Source organism: Acinetobacter sp. V116_7 (genome assembly GCF_056735735.1).
Genome location: NZ_JBWZIF010000012.1, coordinates 225,856 through 248,763, shown reverse-complemented (window position 1 = coordinate 248,763; position 22,908 = coordinate 225,856). Strand labels below are relative to the sequence as shown.

The following is a 22,908-nucleotide window of genomic DNA, read 5'->3' as shown; positions in this document are numbered from 1 at the left end:
TTATTGTTGCGAAAAAATAGATGAATAAGCAAAATATCTTTGATCATTAGTCAATAATGGAATAAGACATGAAATCAACCATTGAAGAACTCGTCGCGTTTATAGCAATCGTTGATACTGGTTCTTTTGTTGCGGCAGCAGAGCATTTAAAACAAACACCTTCGGGAGTTAGTCGATCTTTAACACGCTTGGAAGCTAAGTTAGATGTGACTTTGTTAGAGCGAACGACACGTAAATTGAAACTCACTCAAGAAGGGCAACAATTTTTGGTAAAGGCCCGTAAAATCTTAAATGAACTAAATGCGGCTGAAGAAGAACTACAAAAATCTGATCAGGGTACTGCGGGACTCATTCGCATTGATTCAGCAACACCGTTTGTTTTACATGTGATCGCACCATTAATGCATAAGTTTCGAGAGTTTTATCCAAATATTGAAATTGAGTTAAATAGTAATGATCAGGTGATTGATCTATTGCAGCATAAAACCGATGTGGCATTTCGGTTTGGGGAGCTTAATGATTCGAGTCTGCATGCCAAACTGGTGTGTAAAAGTCGCTTATTTATTGTTGCGAGCCCAGAATATCTAGCGATTAAAGGCACACCAACACAGCCTGAACAACTCGAACAGCATGATCTGATTGGTTTTACCAGACCTGCCTATATTAATAGCTGGCCGATTAAAATCGGCGATGAATATTTTTTTGCACAAGCAAATATTAAAGCTTCTAGTGGTGAAACGGTACGCCAACTCACGATTAGAGGCCATGGTATTGCACGACTATCTGAATTTGAAATTTGGAAAGATATTCAAGAAGGGCGATTGATTGCATTATTCGAAGATCAAATTGAACATCAATATCAAAGCATCCATGCTGTGTATTATCAACAAGAGCATCTACCAAAACGAATCCGTTTATTCATTGAGTTTTTGGCAGAACAGTTAAAAGATGGTTTTAAAAGCGCTCTCTAAAAGTAGCATAACCATCAGTTGGAAAATGAACTTCTAAAATTGGAGTGATTTGTCCCTCTGATGAATGCTGGGCCAGAAAATAGCTTTTTTGCTGTTGTCGACAACTAAAATATAATTTTGAATAAGTCGAATTCACCATGACAACTTCATTTGAGCTATTACGCTTATATTGATAATGAGAAATCGTACTGGCCTCATCATCAGTGCGTTGCTCCATTTTATAGTCTTGTTGATTGGTCATTTTTAAATAACCTTCAATGAGACTTTGGCAAACCGTATATCTGTACTGCTCGTTTTTTGGTTGTGGCTGGCAACCTGTTAAAACAATAGTAAATAACAATATAGCTTTTAATTTCATGATCTTGCTACTCTTTGAGTTGATTTCTATAGCGTAAAGGTGTTCTATAAACCAGTACAGATACAGAAATTTTTAAAAAAGCAGCACAGAATGACTTTCCAATATCAGGTTCTTGCCAATCAATTAGCACATCGAATTTATCAAGATGAGCTTAAGCATCATCAGAAGCTGATTTCATTACGAGATTTCGCTCGTCAGCACAGTATTAGCTTAAGCACAGCAAAAAGTTGCTATGAATTGCTTGAGGCGAGGGGACTGATTTATGTAAAGCCGAAATCAGGTTATTTTGTGGTTGCTCGTAGTCAATCTAGTCCTATTCCTGATAGCCCAGATTTTTTGTCTTTGCCTCGGCAAGTCTCAAATCTAGAGTTGCATAACCAAATTCAAGAAGCAGCCTTACAAAGCCATCTTGTACCGTTGGGTTCAATTCAGTTAACGCCGCATTTTATTCCGGTAGAAGGGTTACGTCGTTCTATTCAGCGGGCTTTAAAAAATTGCCAGCCACAAGACTTTCTCTATTGTAATAAACAAGGACATGAGCAATTAAGAAAAGCGCTTTCTGATCATTGGCGCGAAGACGGAATCTTCATTGCAACGGAAGATATTTTTATTACCAATGGTTGCATCCCCGCTTTGTCGTTAGTCATTCAGCATCTAACAGAAGTAGGCGATAGTATTTTAATTCCGACACCTACTTTCAATGGGCAACTACAGCTTTTAGCCAGTTTAAAACGGCAAATTATTGAAATTCCAGCACATCATCGTGGCATTGATCTTGAACGTTTAGAATCATTGATGGAGCAGGGGTTGGCGAAGGTTTGCCTGATGACAGCCAACTATCAAAATCCTTTAGGATATTGTTTAAGTAATGCAGAAAAACAAAAGATTGCTGAATTAGCTGCAAAGTATCAGTGCTTTATTATTGAAGACGATATTTTTGGTGAATGTGGTTACAGCAATGAACGCCCGCTACCGATTCGCTATTGGGACCGCGAAGGCTATGTCATTTGGTGTGGATCAGTTTCTAAGTCATTATCGAGTGCATATCGGGTAGGGTGGTTCTGTTTAAGTTCAAAGTTACAGCATTTAAAACTAGAGCTACTGGCAAGTAATATTGGCGTAAATACACCGCTACAATTAGGCCTAGCTGATTTTATTTATAGCCGTGGTTATCGAGAGCATTTAGAGCAGCTACGGCCAAATCTAATGCGACAGGTCGAGCAATATCGCAGTTGTATTTTAAGAGCCTTTGACGGCCTTCCAATTGCGTTAAGTCAGCCCGAAGGGGGCTACGCACTTTGGATACAATTACCTAAGGAGGTAGATACCTTAGCGCTGTATTACACTGCTAAAGCTGAAGGAATTACTGTGGTACCGGGCCATGTTTTTGGTGAGGATGAACGTTATCGACATTTCATTCGTTTAAATGCGGGGCATGAATTAACAGCAGACGTCCGCCAAGCAATTAGTGACTTGGCGGACTGGTCACGACAACAGATGAAAACCTTAAGTTAGTTTTATTCTGCGAAGTCTGCTTTCAACACAATGCGGTAGCGTGCCTGACCTGAGTGTAAACGTTCAATTGCCTCATTAAGCTGTGACATTGGAAATAGCTCAATTTGAGGCGCAATTTTTTTGCGTGCCGCAAACTTCAAGAGTTGACGTAGTGCAGCTGGTGAACCCGTCGGTGAGCCTGTCACTGACTTAGCACCACCAATAAGTGAACCTACAGAAACAGGAACAGGTTCAAGAGTAAGCCCCAAGAAGTGCAACGAACCATTCGGTGCTAGCGTAGAAATGAAAGCACGCCAGTTTAGGGTCACGTTTACTGTGCTGAGCAATAAATCAAATTTCCCTTTTTGTGCTGTTACCGCGTCTGTATCGCGGCTATTCACGACATGATCTGCTCCCATTGCTTTAAGTTCCTCTGTTTTATCAGGGTTGGAACTAAATGCAGTGATCTCACAGCCCCAAGCTTTGAGTAGCTTAATGGCGATATGGCCTAAACCTCCAATACCGATCACACCGACATGATGTGTTGCTTGAATTTTATGTTTGAGTAGTGGGTCAAAAACGGTAATTCCGCCACAAAGTAAAGGACCAGCACTTTCAGCGTCTAAATCTTCAGGGAGGGGAATAGCCCACTGCCAGCCTGCACGGACTTTATCGGCAAAACCACCAGCATGCCCCACGATTGTTGCAACACTTCCGCCTGTACAAAGTACTTGCTGACCACCAATACATTCATCGCAGGCTTGGCAACTTTCCGCGGTCCAACCAATGCCGACACGTTGCCCGATTTGTAGACCTTTGGCTTCTGAACCCAAAGCAACAATTCGTCCAATAATTTCATGACCCGCAACCACAGGGTACACAGTTGAACGCCATTCATTGTTCAAAACAGAAATATCAGAATGACATAAACCACAGTATTCAACTTTTACCTCAACCTGATGCGGTTGTAATTCACCTGCATCAAATTGATAGGGAACCAGTTTCTCACCAGCTTGCATTGCGGCATAAGCCTGAATCGTATTATTGCTCATCGGAAACTCCTTAAGCGGATTTGAACCGTTCGAGTGGGTTATGAAGCTTTAAATTGACAATCGTTTTCATGATCATCGACCATGCCTACTGCTTGCATAAAAGCATAACAGGTGGTTGGGCCGACAAATTTGAAGCCATTCTTTTTAAGAGTCTTGGAAAGTTTTACGCTGAGTTCAGTTTGTGCAGGAGCCTTACGATAATCTACAACATCATTGTGTTGTGGAGCTGCATCTACAAACTGCCAAAGCCATTTAGGAACATCACCAACTTGGGCCTTGAGAGCTTGCCAAGCAATTGCATTATCACGAATAGCTTTGAGTTTGCCTAAGTGGCGAATTAAGCCTGCATCGGATAATTTTAGTTCTAAAAAATCATCTGTGAATGAAGCAATTTCTGCAATCGGATGATTAAAAAAGTGCTGACGGTAGCTTTCTCTTTTTTTCAGTACGGTAATCCAAGATAAACCAGCTTGCTGGCCTTCAAGGCAAAGCATTTCAAATAAACGTGCTTCGTCATGTTCCGGTTTGCCCCATTCTTCATCATGGTAGGCAATATAGAGTGGATCGTCGGAACACCATCCGCAACGTTGAGTTTTCATGATAATGCTCCTTATATTTATCTTAGAATTTTAAAGTTTAAACAGCACCCATTCATTTGGGCGAGTATCCCAATAATACAGTTCAGCTTGAGTTAAGTCTTCAAACTTTAGCCAAAAGTCTTTACCAACTTTATCTGAAAAACCGGTACTGATTAGCAGGGCATCATCACTGATTTCCATGATCCAGCCTTGATAGCTATTGCCATTTAAAATGATCTTTTGCTGGTTGCCAGACTCGGCAAACTCTACTAAGCGATTGATCAGCGCTTCCGACATAAAATGTTCCTAGCGTAAATATGAATAAGGATTAACAGCACCACGTCCTTTACCATCTAGGTAAAGACCATAATGAAGATGAGGTGAAGTATAACGTGCATTGCCCGTATTGCCGACATAGCCAATTAGATCGCCCTTTTTGACATAGTCACCCACATTTAGGCCACGTTTGTGGTCATCAAGGTGGGCATAATAGTGCCATGTCCCGGCTGGACCTAAAATCCAGATGACTTTGCCACCTAAGTTGTTATTGCGAAGATCGGCAATGAGTCCTTCGGTTGCACTGTACACTTTGGTTCCACGTGGAGCCAAAATATCAATTCCTTCGTGACTACGACCCTGACTGCGAGCAGCTCCCCAAGTGTCTTTTAACTCATCTCGATCAACACCTTTCACGGGTACAGGCAGTCGATTTGGAAGCTGCATACTTTTAAGTTTATTAACTTGAGCAGGTGGAAGTGGGGCAGGTTTTTTAGGTGCACTGGCACAGGCCGCCAATAGAATAATCAGAAAACCAAGTGAGAAATGAGAAACCAAACGTCGCACAAAATACTCCCTGTCACAGTCATATCAAAATTATTTTGCTCACTATGTCACGAACGGCTTGTCGAGATCAATTTTTTCATGGCTGTTGGAACTCCTTTAGCAATAGCCTGTTCCGGACTCAACCATTGGCCTTCAAGTTCAATAGCCAGATGTTCTTTTTGGTCAGGTTCCACGTGGAACATGTGGGCATTAAGTAACCATGTGAAGTGAGTGAAACTATGACTGATCTGAAAAGTTTGCGGTTGAGGTTGTAATTTAAATTGCTGACTTAAGCTTAGTCGCTCATGTTCATTTTCTAAAATAGGTAAACAGAATAAACCGCCCCATAGACCATGGGCTTGGCGTTGTTGCCAGAACCATTCATCTTCACATTGAATAATAAGAACATCTGCTGTTCTAACAGGTGGTGTTTTTTTCGGTTTCTTAAAAGGTAATTCTTGTTCTAAACCTTGCTGATAAGCCTGACAATGAGCTTGCATTGGACAATATAAACAAAGCGGTTTTTTAGGCGTACAAATCGTCGCGCCCAAGTCCATAATCGCTTGCGTGTAGTCATGATTACGATGAGTCGGGCAAAGCTCTTCAGCCAGTTTCCACATTTCACGTTCGTGCTGTGGTTTGCTTAAGTCATCTTCAATAGCAAAAAAACGGGCTAAAACGCGTTTCACGTTGCCATCCATAATGACGCCGTACTGACGTAAACCCAAAGACATAAGTGCACCTGCGGTAGAGGGACCAATGCCGGGTAGTGCAATCCATTCTTCTAGTGTTTCAGGAAACTTGCCCTGCTGAGCAACAAGACCAGCAGCTTTATGTAAATTGCGTGCACGAGCGTAATAGCCGAGACCTGCCCAATAAGGCGCTACTTCATCCCAAGTTGCATGACCTAACGTCTCTACAGTTGGGAAGCGCTCCATAAAGCGGTCAAAATATTGCAGAACCGTTTTCACCTGAGTCTGCTGCAACATAATTTCAGAAACCCAAACTTTGTACGGATCATCTGCAACTTGCCAAGGCAAATCGTGACGACCATGTTGATCGAACCAGTTTAAAAGGGCATCAGAAAAAGAAAATTCAGGCATGAATAGCTATAGAAGAGAAGTAAGGGCTAAATTATAGCTGAAATTTAGATGAAATTTTGTTTAAAGCAGGCGAACAGCGAGAGTATGTTAAAACAGAGATTACCTGATAATGAGTAACCTCTGCTTCATGTATAAAAAGGACTAATCCTTTTGTACACCCCAACGTTGGTCAAGTTTCAACGGTTGGTTTTTGTAGTACGGAATGACATGAATGTGGAAATGATCAGAATTTTGTCCGAACACTTCACCATCGTTGAAGCCAATATGGAAACCGTCTGGTTGATGGCGAAGTTGTGTTTCGTGGCGAGCAATTTCAAGAAGTGTAAGCAAGCCTTGATGTTCTTTAGAAGTGATATCAAAAAAAGAACGTACATGGCGTAGTGGCGTTACCACACAGTGGCCTTTAGATAGCGGATTAGAATCAGGCAAAATTACAGCAAATTCATTCTTATCAATGATGTCATATTCATCAAATTCGCAATACGGACATTTCTTGTCAGTCATTGTTGTATCCTCTCATGTTATTCCATTAAACCCCGAGTGCGGGAAATAAGACTAGGCTTTGCTCTAGCTCAACGGGAGTATAGTTATTGAAGTATGGTTTAAAAAATACAGTAAAAATATTGCAAAGTCATAAACATTTAAGGGAGCAAATGCGAAAAAACATTTGCTCCAAATTAGCTTCTTTTATTTTAAAGTACGATCTAACAACTCGTACATTTTAGCAAGGCCTTGTTTTTCCGCTTCGCTATTGTAGCCAAGGTCTACACCGTTTGCTTTAGCTTTTTCATCTGCAAGCGGGTTACTAAAGCCATGTTTAGCACCTTCTAAAACCACTACTTCGTGTTTAACCTCAGCAGCTTGCATCTCTTTTTCAAAATTAGCAACATCTTCTAAGGTGACCATGCTGTCTAGTTCACCATGTAGTACTAAAACTTCACCTTGAATGTTGCCTTTTTGAGCAGGTGCTTTCGGAGCTAATGTAGCATGGAACGTTATAATTGATTTAAGTGGTGCACCTGAGCGAGCAAGGTCTAATACAACTTTGCCACCATAGCAGAAACCAATTGCAGCAAGTTTTTCACTATTTACTTCTGGTTGGGCCGCTAGAGTTTGAAGCGCTGCATTGGCACGGTCAGTAACCGTATCTAAATTTTCAAATGTCTGCATCATCCATTCATAGGCTTGAGCGGCAGTCGAAGTTACTTTTTTATCGCCATACATATCAATTGCAAGCGCAGCATAGCCATGTTCAGCAAGCTCGCGTGCACGTTGTTCCGTATATTCATTACGACCCCACCACTCAGGACCAACAATTACACCCGCAACAGGTGTTTCACTATCTGGAGCCGCAAAGTAACCAATTAAATGGCTGCCATCTGGTGCAGTATATTGAATTTCACGGGTTTTAATTGCTGTACTCATAACCTTAATCCTGAAATTTAAAGAGATTTAAACACGCTTGATTAAAGCATAAAAAGATAAAAGTAATATAAATAACTGTGTAAGAATCTACATCAAAACAAAAGAGAGAAATCTTCAGGCAATAAAAAAGAAGGAAACCAGTTCCTTCTTTTTAGGTGATCATGATTAAGTTACGTTCTGCCTCGCGAAATGAACCCAATTACAGCGAGAATTACAGCCACAACTAATAAAATCACGGCAAAGTCTTTAGATAGTCCTGCAACACCACCAAACCCTAATAGACTGGCAATGAGTGCAATCACTGCAAAAATTATAGCCCAACGGAACATATGCTGTTCTCCTTATTTTTTCATTGTTGTTTAACTATATAGCTTGTTTTTTGCACCGAATGTGTCGTTTATGTGGTTGAAATGTATATTAAACAATCATTTTGTGATGCTAGGAATACAGCTTCTTTTTTCGTACAGACGACTTCAATGTTATACTTATTTACTGTTTCATCTCATCAGCTGCTAAAACATTATGTCTACCGAGACCTCACTTCGACCACTCTTCTGGAAAAACTATCCATTAGAGCAACTCACTCAAATTGAGTGGGAAGCTTTATGCGATGGGTGTGGTTTGTGCTGTTTGGTCAAGCTTGAAGATGAAGATACCCATGAGGTGGCTTATACCAAAGTGGCCTGTAAGTTACTCGATTGTGATACAGGACGTTGTACCGATTATCCAAATCGTCAGCAGCAAGTGCCAGACTGTTTGCAACTAACCCCAGAGTCTTTAAAAACAATTCATTGGTTACCATCGAGCTGTGCCTATAAGCGATTGAATGAAGGCAAAAATCTACCTTCTTGGCATTATTTAAATACAGGTTCGAGACAAAGCGTCGTTAAGGCGAAAAAGTCAGTTGCTGGACGTTGTCTTTCTGAAGTTGATGTCCATGAAGATGATCTTGAAGATTATGTCGTACGATGGGTGCGTTAATATGCTCGTGATGGGCATTTTTAATTACAACGTATTATAAAGTAACATTTTATCGTAAATTTTTTGCTCATCTCCGTTATATAACAATAAAAACAAAAGGAGATAAAAATGATGAGACGATTAGCAACCCCCTTATTATGTAGTAGCTTTTTTTTGTTGATGGCTTGTGGGTCTAATAATACAAATTCAAAAAATCTTGAACAAAATACGTCTGCAAAAACAGAGCAGACAGCCTTAACCAAACAACCTTATCAAACTGAAATATTTGCTCAATTCAATGAACCTTGGGCTTTGACCAGCTTGCCTGATCAGCGTTTATTAGTCACTGAACGGCAAGGTAAATTAAAAATTTTTAATCCTAAAAATAAACAAATCTTGGATGTACAAGGCATTCCAGCAGTGAACTATGGGGGGCAGGGTGGTTTAGGAGATGTAGCTTTACACCCAGACTTTGCCAAAAATCATTGGGTTTATCTCAGCTACGCTACAAAAGGACAAGGGGGATCTGGAGCAGTTATTTCACGTGCGAAACTAGATTTATCTAATCCCAATCAGCCAAAACTTAACGATATAAAGCAGATTTGGCAACAAGTACCTAAAGTTTCAGGACAAGGCCATTATGGACATCGCATGCTTTTTGGGGCAGACGGTAAGCTGTGGGTCAGTTCAGGTGAGAGACAAAAGTTTGACCCTGCTCAAAACATGAAAAGTAACTTGGGTAAAATCTTGCGTTTAAATGAGGATGGTTCAGCGGTTGTAGATAACCCTTTTTATAAGCAAGGCGGGGTCACTGCTGAAATATGGTCGCTTGGACACCGTAATCCATTAGGTATGGCTTTTGATCGCCAAGGACAGCTCTGGGTAGTTGAAATGGGGCCTAAAGGTGGTGATGAGCTTAACGTCATCGTAAAAGGTGAAAATTATGGTTATCCAATCGTTTCAAATGGAGACCATTATTCAGGTCAACCTATTCCAGACCATCACACTCGCCCAGAATTTAAAGCACCAGAAATTGACTGGACTCCCGTAATCTCTCCGTCGAGCCTAATCATTTATCAGGGACAACAATTTCCTGCATGGAAAAATAAGGCGTTAATTGGCGGGCTATCTTCAGAAGCAATTATTGTGGTGGATTTAGAGCATAAACCCGTGAAAGAAGTGCAAAGATTAGATATGAAAAAACGTATTCGTGGATTACATGAAGCCCAAGACGGCTCGATTTGGGTGATTGAAGACGGTTCAAATGCGCGTTTACTGAAGCTAAGTAAGAAACCCTCTTAATACGAACCAGCCAGTAAATAACGGACGTGTCTCATAGATTCAAATTGTAGATTTCTGTGAGACACAATAGACTATAGTGAAAAGACGATAAAGCAATTTGAGATGTCAGACACCCATATTCCACTTCCTGAACGCCTGCGCCCGAGAGACTTGTCTGAAATTATTGGGCAAGATCATTTATTAGGTGAACATGCGCCCTTACGTCAAATGATTGATCAGGGGCATTTGCCTTCTATTATTTTTTGGGGGCCACCAGGTGTTGGTAAAACAACAATTGCTTTGCTTTTGGCTCAAGCGATAGATCGCCCATTTGTGAGCTTATCTGCGCTGAATACGGGCGTAAAAGAATTACGTGAAGTGATTGCAGAAAGTGGTGATTTACTGACACCTGTAGTTTTCATTGACGAAATTCACCGATTTAATAAATCACAGCAAGATGCATTATTGGGTGCAGTTGAAAAAGGCAAAATTACCTTAATTGGCGCGACGACTGAAAACCCATCTTTTGAGGTGAATAGTGCGCTTTTATCTCGCTGTCAGGTCTATACCTTAAATAGTTTAGACAGTGAGGCAATTCAGACACTTCTCAATAATGCACTTCAAGCCGATAAATTCTTAAAAGAGCGTTACATTCATGTTGAAGAATATGATGCTCTCATTCAGTTTGCAGCAGGTGATGCGCGTAAAGCACTGAATTTACTTGATCTGATCGCAAGTACCTTTGAACCAGAAATTGAAAACACGATTACCAATGCGGTGGTGGTGAAAGTTGCTCAGCAAAATATTGCGCGTTATGACAAATCTGGTGAACAGCATTACGACCTAGTTTCAGCCTTTATTAAATCAATTCGTGGTAGTGATCCAGATGCAACCCTCTATTGGATGGCACGTATGCTTAAAGGCGGAGAAGATCCGGTTTTTATTGCAAGACGTATGCTGATTGCTGCCTCAGAAGACATTGGAAACTCTAACCCTAACGCGCTATTGCTAGCAGGCGAGTGTTTCCGCTCTGTACAAGCGGTGGGGATGCCTGAGGCTCGAATTATTTTGGGCCAAACCGCGGTTTATTTAGCAACGAGTGCAAAAAGTAATAGTACTTATTTAGCGATTAATAAGGCTCTGGAACTTGCTGAAAAAACGGCAAATTTGCCTGTGCCTTTACATTTGAGAAATGCGCCGACCAAGCTGATGAAGCAACAAGGTTATGGGATTAATTATCTCTATCCTCACGATTATCCTGAGCACTTTGTGTTGCAGGACTATTTGCCACCTGAGTTAAAGGGAACCAAACTCTATGAATCTGCAAGAAACAAGCGTGAGGTTGAAGGTGAGCGCTTACAGCAACGCAGATGGCAGCAGGAACAATAGTTTATTGATGCTTCTGCTCTAGTTCTTCAGTCACTTGACCATAAATCAGTAGTGTAAATACACCTGTGCCGCCAATAATATTGCCAATAGTGGTGGGGATCAGGAAAGTAAACAGATAGTCATTAATGGAAGCCTCTCCTTGCCAGACGAGATAGGACATTTCTGTAGAACCCACCACTACATGGGTAAAGTCACCCAGTCCTATCAAGTAAGTCATGAAAAAGATGAGCAGGAACTTATTAGTAACTGAGGGCAACATCCAAACCAAGGCAGCAATTAACAGCCCTGACATAATACCTTTGAGCATATTCTGGGTTGCAGAAAAGGAACCGACATGATGGGCGAGTTCATCCAGTGCTTTGTCAATATCTGGAGTAAACAGGTGAGTAGTTAAGAAAAATAAACTCGCCAACGCTGTCCCAATGATATTGCAGAGAATCACAATCCCCCATAAGCGGCCCACTGCTCGTAATTTATCGAAGGTAAAGGGTTTGAATAAAGGCACAACAGTGGTGATGGTATTCTCGGTAAAGAGTTGCATGTGACCCAAAATAGCGATCAGGAACCCAATGGTATAACCGATATTGGTGATTAAATCGGTCCAAACAGCATCAGTTGGGAGATAAGAAGCAATAATGGCTTTAAATACAAATGAAAAACTGATGACTAAACCCGCCGCAATCCCTGAAAAGATCAGTGCGGCCGTTGGACGATCCAGCTCTTCGGCACCATCACGGCGGATAATTTCATAGACCAAACGGGGTGACAGTTTTTCATGTTCTTCAACTGCCATTTTTTCACGCCAGCTTAAGGTTTTCTCGACCTTTTTTTCCTCTATTTCATGATCCATCAGGTTTACTCCTCACTGAATAAATAATTTATATTTCTTATTTTTATTTATTGATAAGGCAGTACTTGGGATAAATCCAGTCGATTCCTAACAGCTTTATGTGTCTTTTTATAAATTGAATGTGAAGTGGCAGCAGATTATCAGCAATAAGATTAAAGAAATGTATAAGCCCTTAACGTACGGATCAGTGCCATATAGTCACCTTGGGAGGCTTTAGAAATAACAGATTCGACTTCTGCCTGACTCCAGCCTTGTTTTAAGGCGGAATTGCTAAAGTTAGTTAATAAGACCAAAGGATTTTCACCAAAAAGGATTGGATGATTCGTTAATCTCTTTTCAAGCTTAGATATTTCCATAGCTTTACCCTAGTTTTGAAATTTAATTATTGTGAAGTGCTTAATGTTTTTTTAGATTTTAGTGTTTTAAATTAAGTTTGTGCAAGTGCTAATTTACTTTAATAGACAAATCTGTCTACTTTTTAATATCTCAAGTAATTAAATATAAAAAAACCGGGCTAAAGCCCGGTTTTTCATGAAGTTTGAACGATTAGAGAGCAGATAAATCTACGCCTAAACGAGCAGCAACTTCTTCATAAGCTTCAACAACACCGCCTAAACCTTGACGGAAACGGTCTTTGTCGAGTTTTTTCTTAGAGTCTTTATCCCATAGACGGCAGCCGTCTGGAGAGAATTCATCACCAAGCACGATACGATCATGGAAAACACCGAATTCAAGCTTGAAGTCCACCAAGATCATGTTGCCTTCAGCAAATAATGCTTTTAATACATCGTTTACTTGGTAAGTTAACACTTTCATTTGTTCTAATTGTTCAGCAGTCGCCCAACCTAAAGCAATCGCTTGAGATTCGTTAACCATTGGGTCGCCTAGACCGTCATCTTTATAGAACAATTCAAATGTAGGAGGAGTTAATTCTTTACCTTCTTCTACACCTAAGCGACGGCATAGAGAACCAGCTGCGTAGTTACGAATTACACATTCAACAGGAATCATTTGAAGTTTTTTAACAAGCACTTCAGTTGGAGAAAGCAATTTTTCAAAATGCGTTTCAATACCTGCAGCAGCAAGTTTTTCCATGATGAAGGCGTTAAAAAGGTTGTTCACCTTGCCTTTACGATCTAGTTGTTCGATTTTTTCGCCGTTGAACGCAGAGGCATCATCACGAAAGACTAAAATCAGATGGTCGGCATTGTCTGTTTCATATACAGATTTTGCTTTACCAGTATAGAGCAAGGTTTGTTTTAACATGAGGGAACCTTTTAAAAAAAATGCCTAGTAAACGACTAGGCTGGCCAATTTTGGTAAATCTGGTTTAACACTTCAGCAGCCACATCTGGGCTTGCAAAAGTGTTGTCTACATTAAATAGAGCAAGAGTATGACTTGAACCTACACCAGTAAGTTTAAGCACATAAGTATTGTCATTTACTTTAATCGTCGCCTGATTACTGCCTTGAGCGATGATGTTGTAATTTAAAGTACTTAATGTCGCTTTGGTGTATTGCCAGATCTCGGTCGTATTCCCATCAACTTTTAATAATGGGTTTTTATTACCGTCGGTCACAAGCTGAGGACGTCCAAGCGCAGTTGTCGTTTGAGCAGATGCATCTGCTGTTGCATTGTTACCTTGAGTTTGTTCAGGGCGTGGCAATGCAAAACGGTTACCACGCTGGTTTTCAAACTTCGGCGCGTGCTCAATAGCGAGCTGGTCAACAGTTGGTGCAGGATACAAAGGTGTCGCTGGTCGTACAGTTGCATCGGCAGGATACTCAAGCGGGGCAAGTTGCTTGGCATTTTTATAATCTAAAGAGTGATTATTAATTGCGAAGCGACCACAACCAGCTAAACTTAAGGCTGAAACTGCAAGGACTAAACCAAGACGTAATTGCATCATAAATTGCTCTTATTAAATAATTCCCGCATCTTTTAGGGCATTGCGGAGAGGTTCGCGATATTGCTCAGCGAGAGGAGTCAGTGGTAAACGAATACCAGTATCAATCAGTCCCATCTCATGTAGTGCCCATTTCACAGGAATTGGGTTTGATTCGCAAAATAGAATATTGTGTAAATTTGCAATCTTATTGTTAATCGTCTTCGCTTGTTGTTCATCTTTGGCAATCGCAACAGCGCATACTTCACTCATTGCTTTAGGTGCAACATTTGCAGTAACCGAAATATTACCGTCAGCGCCAAGAAGCATGAGTTCCCAAGCAGTTTCGTCGTCACCTGAGTAGACAGCCATCTTGCCGTTTAAAGCTTCGATTAATGCTTTACCGCGAGGTACATCACCTGTCGCATCTTTAATACCAACAATATTAGGGATCTCTGCTAAACGTACAGCTGTATCGTTTGCAAGATCTACACCAGTACGACCTGGTACGTTATAAAGAATAAGAGGTAGTTCTACGGCTTCAGCAATCGCTTTATAGTGTTGGAATAGGCCTTCTTGAGTTGGCTTGTTATAGTACGGCGTCACAAGTAAAGCTGCATCCGCGCCAAGATCTTTCGCAGCTTTAGTTAATTCGATTGCTTCACGGGTTGAGTTTGCACCAGTACCGGCAATAATTGGAATACGTTTATTGGCTACACGAATAATTTCTTTAATAACCTGTGTGTGCTCTTCCATGCTCAATGTTGAGGCTTCGCCGGTTGTACCGACGGCTACAATACTGTTTGTACCTTGTTCTATGTGCCACTCAACCAGCTTCTCAAGACCCTTCCAATCTACACCGCCGTCTTTCAACATTGGTGTGACGATTGCGACGATTGAGCCTTGAATGGTCTGTGCTTGCTGAGTCATTTTTAAAAATATCCTATTTATCCATCCGAATCTGAGGTAAGAAAAACAAAATGTGGGATGGTTGCAGTATTTTGATTGTCCAGTTCTAACAATAACAGATTGTTGAATGACAATTATGCAAATTATGACTGATCAGACGCATAAGAACAATACGCCTAACGGATAATCGCGAGGTAAACTTGAGGAAAAGATAGGATGTTTTCATTATTGTCAGCTGAGAGAGGCCAGTAAATATAACAATAGAGCCTGATTCGACTGGACCTTACTTAATATGTACTTTTTTTATGGCAAGATAGAATGCAATTTTCCCGGTTGGGATTGAAGATGACATGAATATGAATAAACAACCACAAAATGCGGTTTTAATCGTAGTTGATGTGCAAAATGGTTTTACACCGGGTGGAAATTTAGCAGTTGCCGATGCCGATAAAATTATTCCAACGATTAACCAACTTGCTGATTGTTTTGAAAATGTTGTTTTGACACAAGATTGGCATCCCGATAATCATATCTCTTTTGCACAAAACCATTCGGGTAAGCAGCCATTTGAAACCATTGAACTCGACTATGGGCCACAAGTGCTTTGGCCTAAGCATTGTGTGCAAGGTACTCACGATGCCGAATTTCATCCGAATTTAAATATTCCGACCGCTCAACTGATTATTCGAAAAGGCTTTCATGCTCATATTGATAGCTACTCGGCTTTTATGGAAGCAGACCACGCTACAATGACGGGTTTAACGGGTTACTTAAAAGAACGCGGTATTGATACGGTTTACGTGGTCGGAATTGCCACGGACTTTTGCGTGGCATGGACTGCCTTGGATGCAGTTAAACAAGGTTTTAAAACTTTAGTGGTTGAAGATGCTTGTAAAGCTATTGATCTGAATGGCTCGTTAGAACACGCGTGGCAAACCATGCAGCAACAAGGTGTTATCCGTATTCAATCGGCTGATCTGTTGAGTGGGCGCTAAGTCTATTGGTCTAGTATTTTAATTTTTAGGGATAGAAAGTATGTCTGCATTACTGCACTTTACCCAATTTATTCAAAAAACTTTTGCCTTATGGGTCATTGTTTTTGCAGCACTAGCGCTATGGCAGCCTGAATTTTTTGTTTGGCTTAAAGCTTACATTCCATGGATCTTGGGCATTATTATGCTCGGCATGGGAATGACCATGACTGTAGACGACTTTAAAGGTGTATTGCAAAGCCCTAAAGCTGTGTTGATTGGGGTGGTTGCCCAGTTTGTGGTGATGCCCGGTTTAGCATATGTTCTATGTAAATTATTTAACTTACCGCCTGAAATCGCCGTTGGGGTGATTTTAGTGGGGTGCTGTCCAGGTGGAACGGCTTCAAACGTGATTACCTACATGGCCAAAGGCAATGTGGCTTTATCGGTTGCTTGTACATCAGTATCAACGCTTTTAGCGCCAGTATTAACACCAGCGATTTTTTATTTGCTTGCTAGCCAATGGCTAAAGATTGATGCAGCTTCGATGTTTATTTCGATTTTGCAGGTGGTGTTGCTTCCTATTGTGGTTGGTCTAATTTTAAGAACATGGCTTAAACGTCAGGTCGAATCCTATATTCAAGTCATGCCATTAGTTTCAGTGATTGCAATTGTAGCGATCGTGGCTGCGATTATTGGTGGAAGCAAAGCGGCTATTCTACAGTCGGGTTTGCTTATTTTGGCGGTAGTGATCTTACATAATGGATTTGGATATTTATTAGGTTTTGCAGCAGCGCGATTCTTTAAATTGCCTTATGCAGACAGTAAGGCAATTGCTATTGAGGTAGGGATGCAAAACTCAGGTTTGGGTGTAGCGCTTGCAGCAGTACATTTTGCTGCTTCTCCAATTACAGCTGTACCAAGTGCGATTTTCAGTCTTTGGCACAATATTTCTGGGCCTGCACTAGCGACTTATTGGGCAAGTCGTACAGAGGTAGACAAATCCATTCAAGTGAAAGCTGACTAATTCACTAAAGAGGATTGATAGCTAACCAACCTTCAATCTCATTTTCAGAAATTACCTTAAAACCATGGCACTGTAACAGTGCTGTGGTAATTCCAGTTCCAACAATTTTTTCCCCTTGAAAAGTCCCGTTATAAATTTTTTGACTGCCGCAAGAAGGGCTATTTTCTTTTAAAACCACACAGCTTGCTTTTATTTGCTGTGCAATTTCTAAAGTGCGGTAAGCGCCTTTCAAATATAAGTCTGTTACATCTAAACCAGATGAGTCGGTAATTTTTGCCTTGCCATCAAGTACATCTTGACCTGTTCCTCCTACAATTTCTGCGGGTAAGCGAGGAGTAGTAAAACCGCCTAATAACTCTGGACATAATGATTGGGCTTTTTTATTGAGTAATAGCTGCTTAAGTAAAGTATTTGGACAAGATTTACCATCATATCGAACAGGTTCACCAATTAAACATGCGCTGACTAGAAGCATAGTTTTCCAAACTCAAAGCAGGTGAGATTTTTGAAGATTAAGAATCATAAACAGAATATGGAATATGACAATTCATTTTAAAAACAGACAAATTAAAAGATTACTAAAATTATGCAATTCATAATTAAGTTATGTATTGCATAATTTAATTGTTTTTAGTAGCATCTAATTCAAGGTAAATGGCCAGTGGAGATCCAACAAGGATGTTGGTCTCCATAAATCTATAAATGATTTTTAGGAAAAGACGATTTTTAAAGGTTTATTGAAAAATCTCAATCGTACTTTTAGATAACAAAGGACAGTGTGTATGGAAAACAAACACTACATGGAACGGAAATTAATCATCAAAGGCTCTACGCTCATCATATCTTCATTTTAATGATTCGTTTTTTTCTCATAGGATGCGTTGGGTTAAGGCATTTTGACGGTTCAAATACTCACCCAATGATTACGTATTCTATAGAGAAAGGAGCTGAGTTCATCAGCAATAGAGATAAACGGAACAGGTAATCACCAGAGGGAAACTAGATGGATATTTTAGAGAACCCATTAGAATTATGCGGTTTTGCATTTATTGAGTTTGTTTCAAAAGAAAATGAATTAGATCCAATTTTTGAAACAATCGGCTTTTCAAAAGTAGCCAAGCATAAATCGAAAGAAGCGTACTTATGGCGTCAAGGAAATATCAATATTATCCTGAATTATCAGCCAGAATCTTATGCTTCATTCTTCTTTAATGAACATGGTCCATCTGCTTGTGCGATGGGTTTCAAAACACGTGATGCAGCAAAAGCTTTCCAAAAAGCAGTAGAGCTTGGCGCTGAACCAATGTATTCAAAAGTTGGGCCAATGGAGCTTAACATTCCGGCAATTAAAGGTATTGGTGGTATGCCGATCTTCTTAGTTGACCGCGATATTTATGAAAATGATTTTACTTTCTTTGATGATGCTCAAAGACACCCAGTAGGTGCAGGCTTAAATGAAATTGACCATTTAACTCATAATGTCTACAAAGGCCGTATGGAGTATTGGGCAAACTTCTATGAAAAAATCTTTAACTTCCAAGAAATTCGCTACTTTGATATTAAGGGCGAATATACGGGCTTAACGTCTAAAGCATTAACAGCACCAGACGGCAAGATTCGTATTCCATTAAACGAAGACTCAGACAAAGGAAACGGCCAAATTGCAGAATTTCTATCTGACTTTAATGGCGAAGGTATTCAACATATCGCGTTTATTTGTGATGACTTAATTTCGACTTGGGATAAGTTAAAAGGCCTTGGTCTGAAATTTATGACACCACCGCCAAATACCTATTATGAAATGCTACCAGAACGTTTACCTGAGCATGGTGAGCCAACTGAAGAGTTAAAACAGCGTGGTATTTTGCTAGACGGCAATACTAAAGATGGTCAGAAGAAACTGTTATTGCAAATTTTCTCTGAAAACATGATTGGTCCAGTCTTCTTTGAATTTATTCAACGTAAAGATGATGATGGCTTTGGTGAAGGTAACTTCAAGGCATTATTTGAATCGATTGAACGTGACCAGATTCGCCGTGGTGTTCTAGAAGCTAAATAAGCTGAGCTTTATTCCTGATGTAAAAAAACCAAGAGTTTGATCTCTTGGTTTTTTTATTGCTATTGATTAGCGGCTTTTAATATATTGATTGATGAGCTTTACTTCATTTTTCAAGATTTCAATCGTTTTACTGTGAGGGTCGACTGGTAAAAACATTTCGCTATCCAGTGCGACAATACAAAATTCAATGCTTTGATTTGAGTTAAACACAGGTAAACCCACCGCATTAATTCCTGTCAGTAAGTCACCTTTTGCTGCCGACATTTCTTGCTGGCGAATGGTTTCTTTAAGCTCTGTAAACGCTTCCCAGTTTTGTGGTGCGATGTTTAGACCTAGCTCTTGATGTTTCTGCCATTCTGTTTCCATTAAGGGGCGAACAAAATGCTCTGGAAGAAAAGAAGCAAATAAACGTCCCGCAGCAGAATTGACTAAAGGCATAATTGAGCCGACTTTAGTGACAATCGAAATAGGGTGGTTTGATTCAATCGATTGAACAACTACAGGGCCTTTAGGCGACCATTTACTAATTTGTATGCCGCAACCAATTTTATTTTGTAGGTCGTAAATTAAATGCTGTACCAGCTGTAGTGTGTCGCTATGCTGAACACAGTTTAGACCTAAGCGCCATGCCTGATCACCTAAAGCATATTGCCCATCATCAAGTTGTTTTGCATATTCCATGCGAATAAGGCTGACCAGATAGCGATGCACTTTGGCAGGATGCATTTCTAGCTTGCTCGATAGATCTTTGAGAATAATAGGTTGATTGTGCTCTAAAAGGGCGTTTAGTACAGATAAACCGACTTCAAGTGATTGAACCCCCCCAGATACTTTTTCTTCAATCATTTAAATACCCTTAATAAAGTTACTTCAGCTGTTAAACAACGATGTTCAAAATATAAATTGAAATTGCTGCGATTTACATCATGCCTGAGCCTAGTGAGAAATAGAAATCACCTTTTTCTATTAGCGAAATTGGCATGTTTAATAATCAACAATTTTCTAAAATCCCGATACTCTTATTTATAGCGCGATTTTCTAAAAAATTTAGCAGTTTTAAATAATATAAATCGGCATTGATACAGAACCGTTCATTTAAACAATTCTAATCAATGCCGACTTTTTAGTTTGCTCTTTTTAAATTAGGTTCCTAACTCTGCTTCATGTAAGAAATGAGTGTGGTGTGGAGCACGTTTGGTTTTGCTCCATTCCTCTAGCATTTCAGCTTTCATTTCTTCAGTAATTTTTGCAATTTTTTCTTCAGCATGCGCATCGTTATAAGTCAGTTCTAAACGATGGCCATTTGGATCGAAGAAGTAAATTGAGTGGAAAATGCCATGGTTGGTTACGCCCAAAACTTTCACGCCATTTTCTTCTAAATGTTGCTTCGCAGCCATTAGAGCATTTAAGTCTTCAACTTCAAAAGCAATATGTTGTACCCATTGAGGGGTATTTTCGTCTCGGCCCATGTCTGGTTGAGTTGGCAATTCAAAGAAAGCCAAAACGTTGCCTTGACCTGCATCTAAGAATAAATGCATGTAAGGGTCAAAGGCTTTAGTTGAAGGCACATGGTCTTCAGCAAAAGCTAAAATGAAGTCCATGTTGAGCATTTTTTTATACCACTCAACAGTTTCTTTCGCATCCTTACAACGATATGCAACGTGATGTATTTTTTTAATGGCAAATGTCATATTAAAACTCCTTTTTACTATTCCCAATCTGGTTGTTGTTCTGGTGCCGCGTTATAGAAGGCTGGGATAGACAAACAATGGTGATAAATCGATTCAATTTTTGGAAACGCAGATAAATCAATCTTGAAGCGTTTCGCGTTGTAAACCTGTGGAATCAGACAGCAATCAGCAATTGTTGCTTCGTTTCCAAAGCAAAATTGTCCGTTTGAATCTTGAAGTAGCTGTTCGAGATTTTGAAAGCCTTCAATAATCCAGTGCTGATACCAATAATTTTTTTGTTCGTCCGAAACATTTAAGTCATTTTTTAAATATTTCAGTACACGTAAGTTGTTTAACGGGTGAATATCGCAAGCGATTGCTTGGGAAAAAGCACGGATTTTGGCTCTCTCTTGCACATCACTTGGAAGTAATTTGGTTTCTGGATATTGCTCATCCAGATATTCCAAAATACTTAACGATTGAGACAAGGTTAAATCGCCGTCAATTAATGTCGGAACTAGAGCACTACGGTTTAACTTTAAATAGTCTTCGCTTTGCTGTTCATTTTTTACCAGGTGAACTGGGACAGTCTCATAAGCTAAACCTTTAATGTTTAGACCAATCCGTACTCTGTAGGCTGCAGAGCTACGAAAGTAACTATACAGCTTCATAGTCTGGCTCCGAAGTTTCTGCAAAGTCGAACGTTAATGCAGGAAGAACCGTATTTCGAACTTCACCGAAGCCAATGCGAATACCATTTTTCTCACAGTGGCCTTTCATGATGAGCGTATCGCCGTCTTGTAAGAAACCACGAGTTTCACCATTAGCAAGTGTTAAAGGCTTGGTGGTGTTCCATGTAAGCTCAAGCAAGCTGCCATAAGAGTCAGGTGTAGAACCTGAAATGGTGCCTGAACCCATTAAATCACCAACTTGAACGTTACAGCCTCCAATAGTGTGGTGAGTAAGCTGCTGAGACATAGACCAATACATATATTTGAAATTGGTTTTGCAAATCACATCAGCTTGTGCCGATTTCGGACTTTGAATTTCAACACTCAAATTAATGTCGTAACTGTTGGCGATATTTTCTTGTAAATAAGCTAAAGGTTTAGGCTCTTGTTTTGGACCTTCAACTTTAAATGGCTCAAGTGCTTCAAGTGTTACCACCCAAGGTGAGATAGCACTGGCAAATGATTTTGAATTGAATGGACCTAGAGGCACATATTCCCATTGCTGGATATCACGTGCTGACCAGTCATTGAGTAATACCATTCCAAAAATATGGTCCCACGCATTTTCAATCGAGATTGGTTGACCAAGCGCCGTTGGTTTACCAATAACAAATGCTGTTTCAAGTTCAAAATCGAGTTTACGCGATGCAGAAAAAACTGGGCGCTCTTCATTTGGAAGTTTAATTTGTCCAGACGGACGCACGACTTGAGTGCCACTGACTACAACAGAGCTAGCACGACCGTTGTATCCGACAGGCAATTCAGTCCAGTTTGGCAGTAAAGCATTTTTTGGATCGCGGAACATACAACCCACATTGGTCGCATGTTCTTTAGAAGAATAGAAATCGGTATAACCAGGCACCTGAAGAGGTAAATGCAGAGTAACGCTGTCTTGCTTAACTAAAACTTCTTGGCGTAATGCTTCATTTTCTTGAAGTGTTAAATTTTCAACTGAAAGAAGAGACTGTAGTGTCTTACGAACTTTTGACCAGTTGGCTTTGCCAGACTCGATAAATTTATTCAGTGTCGGTTGATTAAAGTATGTGTCTTGTTCTGAGAGTTTTAAAAGACCGTGCTTTTCAAGAGCAGCGAGATCAATCACCCAATCACCAATAGCTACACCAACCTGACGCTCGCCATCAGCTGTTTTGCTAAAAATACCATAAGGCAAATTATGAATAGTGAAATCTGATTGAGGTGAAACTTCAATAAAAGAGTTTAGTTTTTGTTCCATTTTCGCGTCCTTGTCTTTATCTCGGGTCTTATACAAATAAAAGTTCGGTCTAGGACTGAGCTACTCAATAAGTTTTTAATCTTTGCTTAGATCATTTGTCTTATGAGTTTGATATAGACCGAGCACAACCAATTGCTT

Annotated in this window: 27 protein-coding genes; 8 read left to right on the top strand and 19 right to left on the bottom strand. The window is 40.1% G+C overall.

The window, feature by feature from the left end:
* Positions 1-68 precede the first annotated feature (68 nt).
* Positions 69-971: a LysR family transcriptional regulator gene (locus tag AC1PJP_RS03810; protein WP_192454689.1), complete on the top strand. Its 903-nt coding sequence runs from the start codon at positions 69-71 to the stop codon at positions 969-971.
* Here AC1PJP_RS03810 and AC1PJP_RS03805 read toward each other — a convergent pair.
* A complete protein-coding gene (locus AC1PJP_RS03805; RefSeq protein WP_479766549.1) occupies positions 955-1,329 on the bottom strand; it encodes a hypothetical protein in 375 nt (124 codons plus the stop codon). The two genes, AC1PJP_RS03810 and AC1PJP_RS03805, sit on opposite strands and share 17 nt — an antisense overlap.
* A gap of 90 nt (positions 1,330-1,419) precedes the next feature.
* On the opposite strand from AC1PJP_RS03805, the gene AC1PJP_RS03800 reads away from it, so the two are divergent.
* The gene (locus tag AC1PJP_RS03800) at positions 1,420-2,844 is read left to right on the top strand and encodes an aminotransferase-like domain-containing protein (protein WP_479766548.1); all 1,425 of its coding nucleotides are present in this window, start codon (positions 1,420-1,422) and stop codon (positions 2,842-2,844) included.
* Positions 2,845-2,846: 2 nt separating this feature from the next.
* On the opposite strand, the gene ahr is transcribed toward AC1PJP_RS03800, so the two are convergent.
* The 8 genes from ahr to AC1PJP_RS03760 form a co-directional block, all read right to left on the bottom strand.
* Positions 2,847-3,875 carry an NADPH-dependent aldehyde reductase Ahr gene (ahr, locus tag AC1PJP_RS03795; RefSeq protein WP_192454685.1) on the bottom strand — a complete coding sequence of 343 codons (1,029 nt, stop codon included), beginning with the start codon at positions 3,873-3,875 and terminating at the stop codon, positions 2,847-2,849.
* Positions 3,876-3,913: 38 nt separating this feature from the next.
* Entirely contained in the window at positions 3,914-4,474 is a 561-nt protein-coding gene (locus AC1PJP_RS03790) for a DNA-3-methyladenine glycosylase I (protein ID WP_005300378.1), read from the bottom strand.
* A 30-nt stretch (positions 4,475-4,504) separates the two neighbouring features.
* Positions 4,505-4,750 carry a hypothetical protein gene (locus AC1PJP_RS03785; RefSeq protein ID WP_001287364.1) on the bottom strand — a complete coding sequence of 82 codons (246 nt, stop codon included), beginning with the start codon at positions 4,748-4,750 and terminating at the stop codon, positions 4,505-4,507.
* Positions 4,751-4,759: 9 nt separating this feature from the next.
* Complete coding sequence (locus AC1PJP_RS03780) at positions 4,760-5,296, bottom strand: M23 family metallopeptidase (RefSeq protein ID WP_192454684.1); 537 nt, start codon at positions 5,294-5,296, stop codon at positions 4,760-4,762.
* A 47-nt stretch (positions 5,297-5,343) separates the two neighbouring features.
* Complete coding sequence (gene mutY / locus AC1PJP_RS03775; RefSeq protein WP_479766547.1) at positions 5,344-6,378, bottom strand: A/G-specific adenine glycosylase; 1,035 nt, start codon at positions 6,376-6,378, stop codon at positions 5,344-5,346.
* Positions 6,379-6,519: 141 nt separating this feature from the next.
* A complete protein-coding gene (locus tag AC1PJP_RS03770) occupies positions 6,520-6,882 on the bottom strand; it encodes an HIT family protein (protein ID WP_005300389.1) in 363 nt (120 codons plus the stop codon).
* A 183-nt stretch (positions 6,883-7,065) separates the two neighbouring features.
* Positions 7,066-7,803, bottom strand: coding sequence for a dienelactone hydrolase family protein (locus AC1PJP_RS03765; RefSeq protein WP_192454682.1), 738 nt, complete (start codon positions 7,801-7,803; stop codon positions 7,066-7,068).
* Positions 7,804-7,973: 170 nt separating this feature from the next.
* Positions 7,974-8,132 (bottom strand): DUF1328 domain-containing protein, encoded by a 159-nt coding sequence (locus tag AC1PJP_RS03760; protein ID WP_002053759.1) that lies wholly within the window; start codon positions 8,130-8,132, stop codon positions 7,974-7,976.
* A 193-nt stretch (positions 8,133-8,325) separates the two neighbouring features.
* On the opposite strand from AC1PJP_RS03760, the gene AC1PJP_RS03755 reads away from it, so the two are divergent.
* The 3 genes from AC1PJP_RS03755 to AC1PJP_RS03745 all read left to right on the top strand — a co-directional run bounded on the left by AC1PJP_RS03755 (position 8,326) and on the right by AC1PJP_RS03745 (position 11,433).
* Positions 8,326-8,784 (top strand): YcgN family cysteine cluster protein, encoded by a 459-nt coding sequence (locus AC1PJP_RS03755; RefSeq protein WP_004790211.1) that lies wholly within the window; start codon positions 8,326-8,328, stop codon positions 8,782-8,784.
* 108 nt (positions 8,785-8,892) lie between these two features.
* Positions 8,893-10,065, top strand: a complete 1,173-nt coding sequence (locus AC1PJP_RS03750) for a PQQ-dependent sugar dehydrogenase (protein WP_199988026.1) — start codon at positions 8,893-8,895, stop codon at positions 10,063-10,065.
* Positions 10,066-10,167: 102 nt separating this feature from the next.
* Positions 10,168-11,433, top strand: a complete 1,266-nt coding sequence (locus AC1PJP_RS03745; protein ID WP_004790208.1) for a replication-associated recombination protein A — start codon at positions 10,168-10,170, stop codon at positions 11,431-11,433.
* A 1-nt stretch (position 11,434) separates the two neighbouring features.
* Here the strand turns inward: AC1PJP_RS03745 and AC1PJP_RS03740 are convergent, their stop codons facing one another.
* The 5 genes from AC1PJP_RS03740 to dapA form a co-directional block, all read right to left on the bottom strand.
* Positions 11,435-12,283: a formate/nitrite transporter family protein gene (locus AC1PJP_RS03740; protein WP_192454680.1), complete on the bottom strand. Its 849-nt coding sequence runs from the start codon at positions 12,281-12,283 to the stop codon at positions 11,435-11,437.
* Between the two features lie 152 nt (positions 12,284-12,435).
* Positions 12,436-12,639, bottom strand: a complete 204-nt coding sequence (locus AC1PJP_RS03735; RefSeq protein WP_013196537.1) for a hypothetical protein — start codon at positions 12,637-12,639, stop codon at positions 12,436-12,438.
* 190 nt (positions 12,640-12,829) lie between these two features.
* Complete coding sequence (purC, locus tag AC1PJP_RS03730) at positions 12,830-13,549, bottom strand: phosphoribosylaminoimidazolesuccinocarboxamide synthase (RefSeq protein ID WP_004790203.1); 720 nt, start codon at positions 13,547-13,549, stop codon at positions 12,830-12,832.
* A 35-nt stretch (positions 13,550-13,584) separates the two neighbouring features.
* The gene (locus AC1PJP_RS03725; protein ID WP_081399090.1) at positions 13,585-14,190 is read right to left on the bottom strand and encodes a lipoprotein-34 precursor (NlpB); all 606 of its coding nucleotides are present in this window, start codon (positions 14,188-14,190) and stop codon (positions 13,585-13,587) included.
* A gap of 15 nt (positions 14,191-14,205) precedes the next feature.
* A complete protein-coding gene (dapA, locus tag AC1PJP_RS03720) occupies positions 14,206-15,099 on the bottom strand; it encodes a 4-hydroxy-tetrahydrodipicolinate synthase (RefSeq protein WP_005300412.1) in 894 nt (297 codons plus the stop codon).
* Between the two features lie 329 nt (positions 15,100-15,428).
* On the opposite strand from dapA, the gene pncA reads away from it, so the two are divergent.
* Both pncA and AC1PJP_RS03710 read left to right on the top strand, forming a co-directional pair.
* On the top strand, positions 15,429-16,073 hold the full coding sequence (gene pncA / locus AC1PJP_RS03715) for a bifunctional nicotinamidase/pyrazinamidase (RefSeq protein WP_479766546.1): 645 nt from the start codon (positions 15,429-15,431) through the stop codon (positions 16,071-16,073).
* A 40-nt stretch (positions 16,074-16,113) separates the two neighbouring features.
* Positions 16,114-17,076 (top strand): bile acid:sodium symporter family protein, encoded by a 963-nt coding sequence (locus AC1PJP_RS03710; RefSeq protein WP_447500792.1) that lies wholly within the window; start codon positions 16,114-16,116, stop codon positions 17,074-17,076.
* Between the two features lie 4 nt (positions 17,077-17,080).
* On the opposite strand, the gene AC1PJP_RS03705 is transcribed toward AC1PJP_RS03710, so the two are convergent.
* Positions 17,081-17,551 (bottom strand): 2-thiouracil desulfurase family protein, encoded by a 471-nt coding sequence (locus tag AC1PJP_RS03705; protein WP_416707219.1) that lies wholly within the window; start codon positions 17,549-17,551, stop codon positions 17,081-17,083.
* A gap of 528 nt (positions 17,552-18,079) precedes the next feature.
* Between AC1PJP_RS03705 and hppD the strand changes: the two genes are divergently transcribed.
* Positions 18,080-19,135, top strand: a complete 1,056-nt coding sequence (hppD, locus tag AC1PJP_RS03700; RefSeq protein WP_005300424.1) for a 4-hydroxyphenylpyruvate dioxygenase — start codon at positions 18,080-18,082, stop codon at positions 19,133-19,135.
* 66 nt (positions 19,136-19,201) lie between these two features.
* Here the strand turns inward: hppD and AC1PJP_RS03695 are convergent, their stop codons facing one another.
* The 4 genes from AC1PJP_RS03695 to fahA form a co-directional block, all read right to left on the bottom strand.
* Positions 19,202-19,981 carry an IclR family transcriptional regulator gene (locus AC1PJP_RS03695; protein ID WP_416707220.1) on the bottom strand — a complete coding sequence of 260 codons (780 nt, stop codon included), beginning with the start codon at positions 19,979-19,981 and terminating at the stop codon, positions 19,202-19,204.
* Positions 19,982-20,277: 296 nt separating this feature from the next.
* On the bottom strand, positions 20,278-20,826 hold the full coding sequence (locus AC1PJP_RS03690; protein WP_013196543.1) for a VOC family protein: 549 nt from the start codon (positions 20,824-20,826) through the stop codon (positions 20,278-20,280).
* A 17-nt stretch (positions 20,827-20,843) separates the two neighbouring features.
* Positions 20,844-21,476, bottom strand: coding sequence for a maleylacetoacetate isomerase (maiA, locus tag AC1PJP_RS03685; protein WP_004790182.1), 633 nt, complete (start codon positions 21,474-21,476; stop codon positions 20,844-20,846).
* The gene (fahA, locus tag AC1PJP_RS03680) at positions 21,463-22,770 is read right to left on the bottom strand and encodes a fumarylacetoacetase (protein WP_151988786.1); all 1,308 of its coding nucleotides are present in this window, start codon (positions 22,768-22,770) and stop codon (positions 21,463-21,465) included. The genes maiA and fahA overlap by 14 nt, the downstream gene beginning before the upstream one ends.
* Positions 22,771-22,908: the final 138 nt, after the last annotated feature.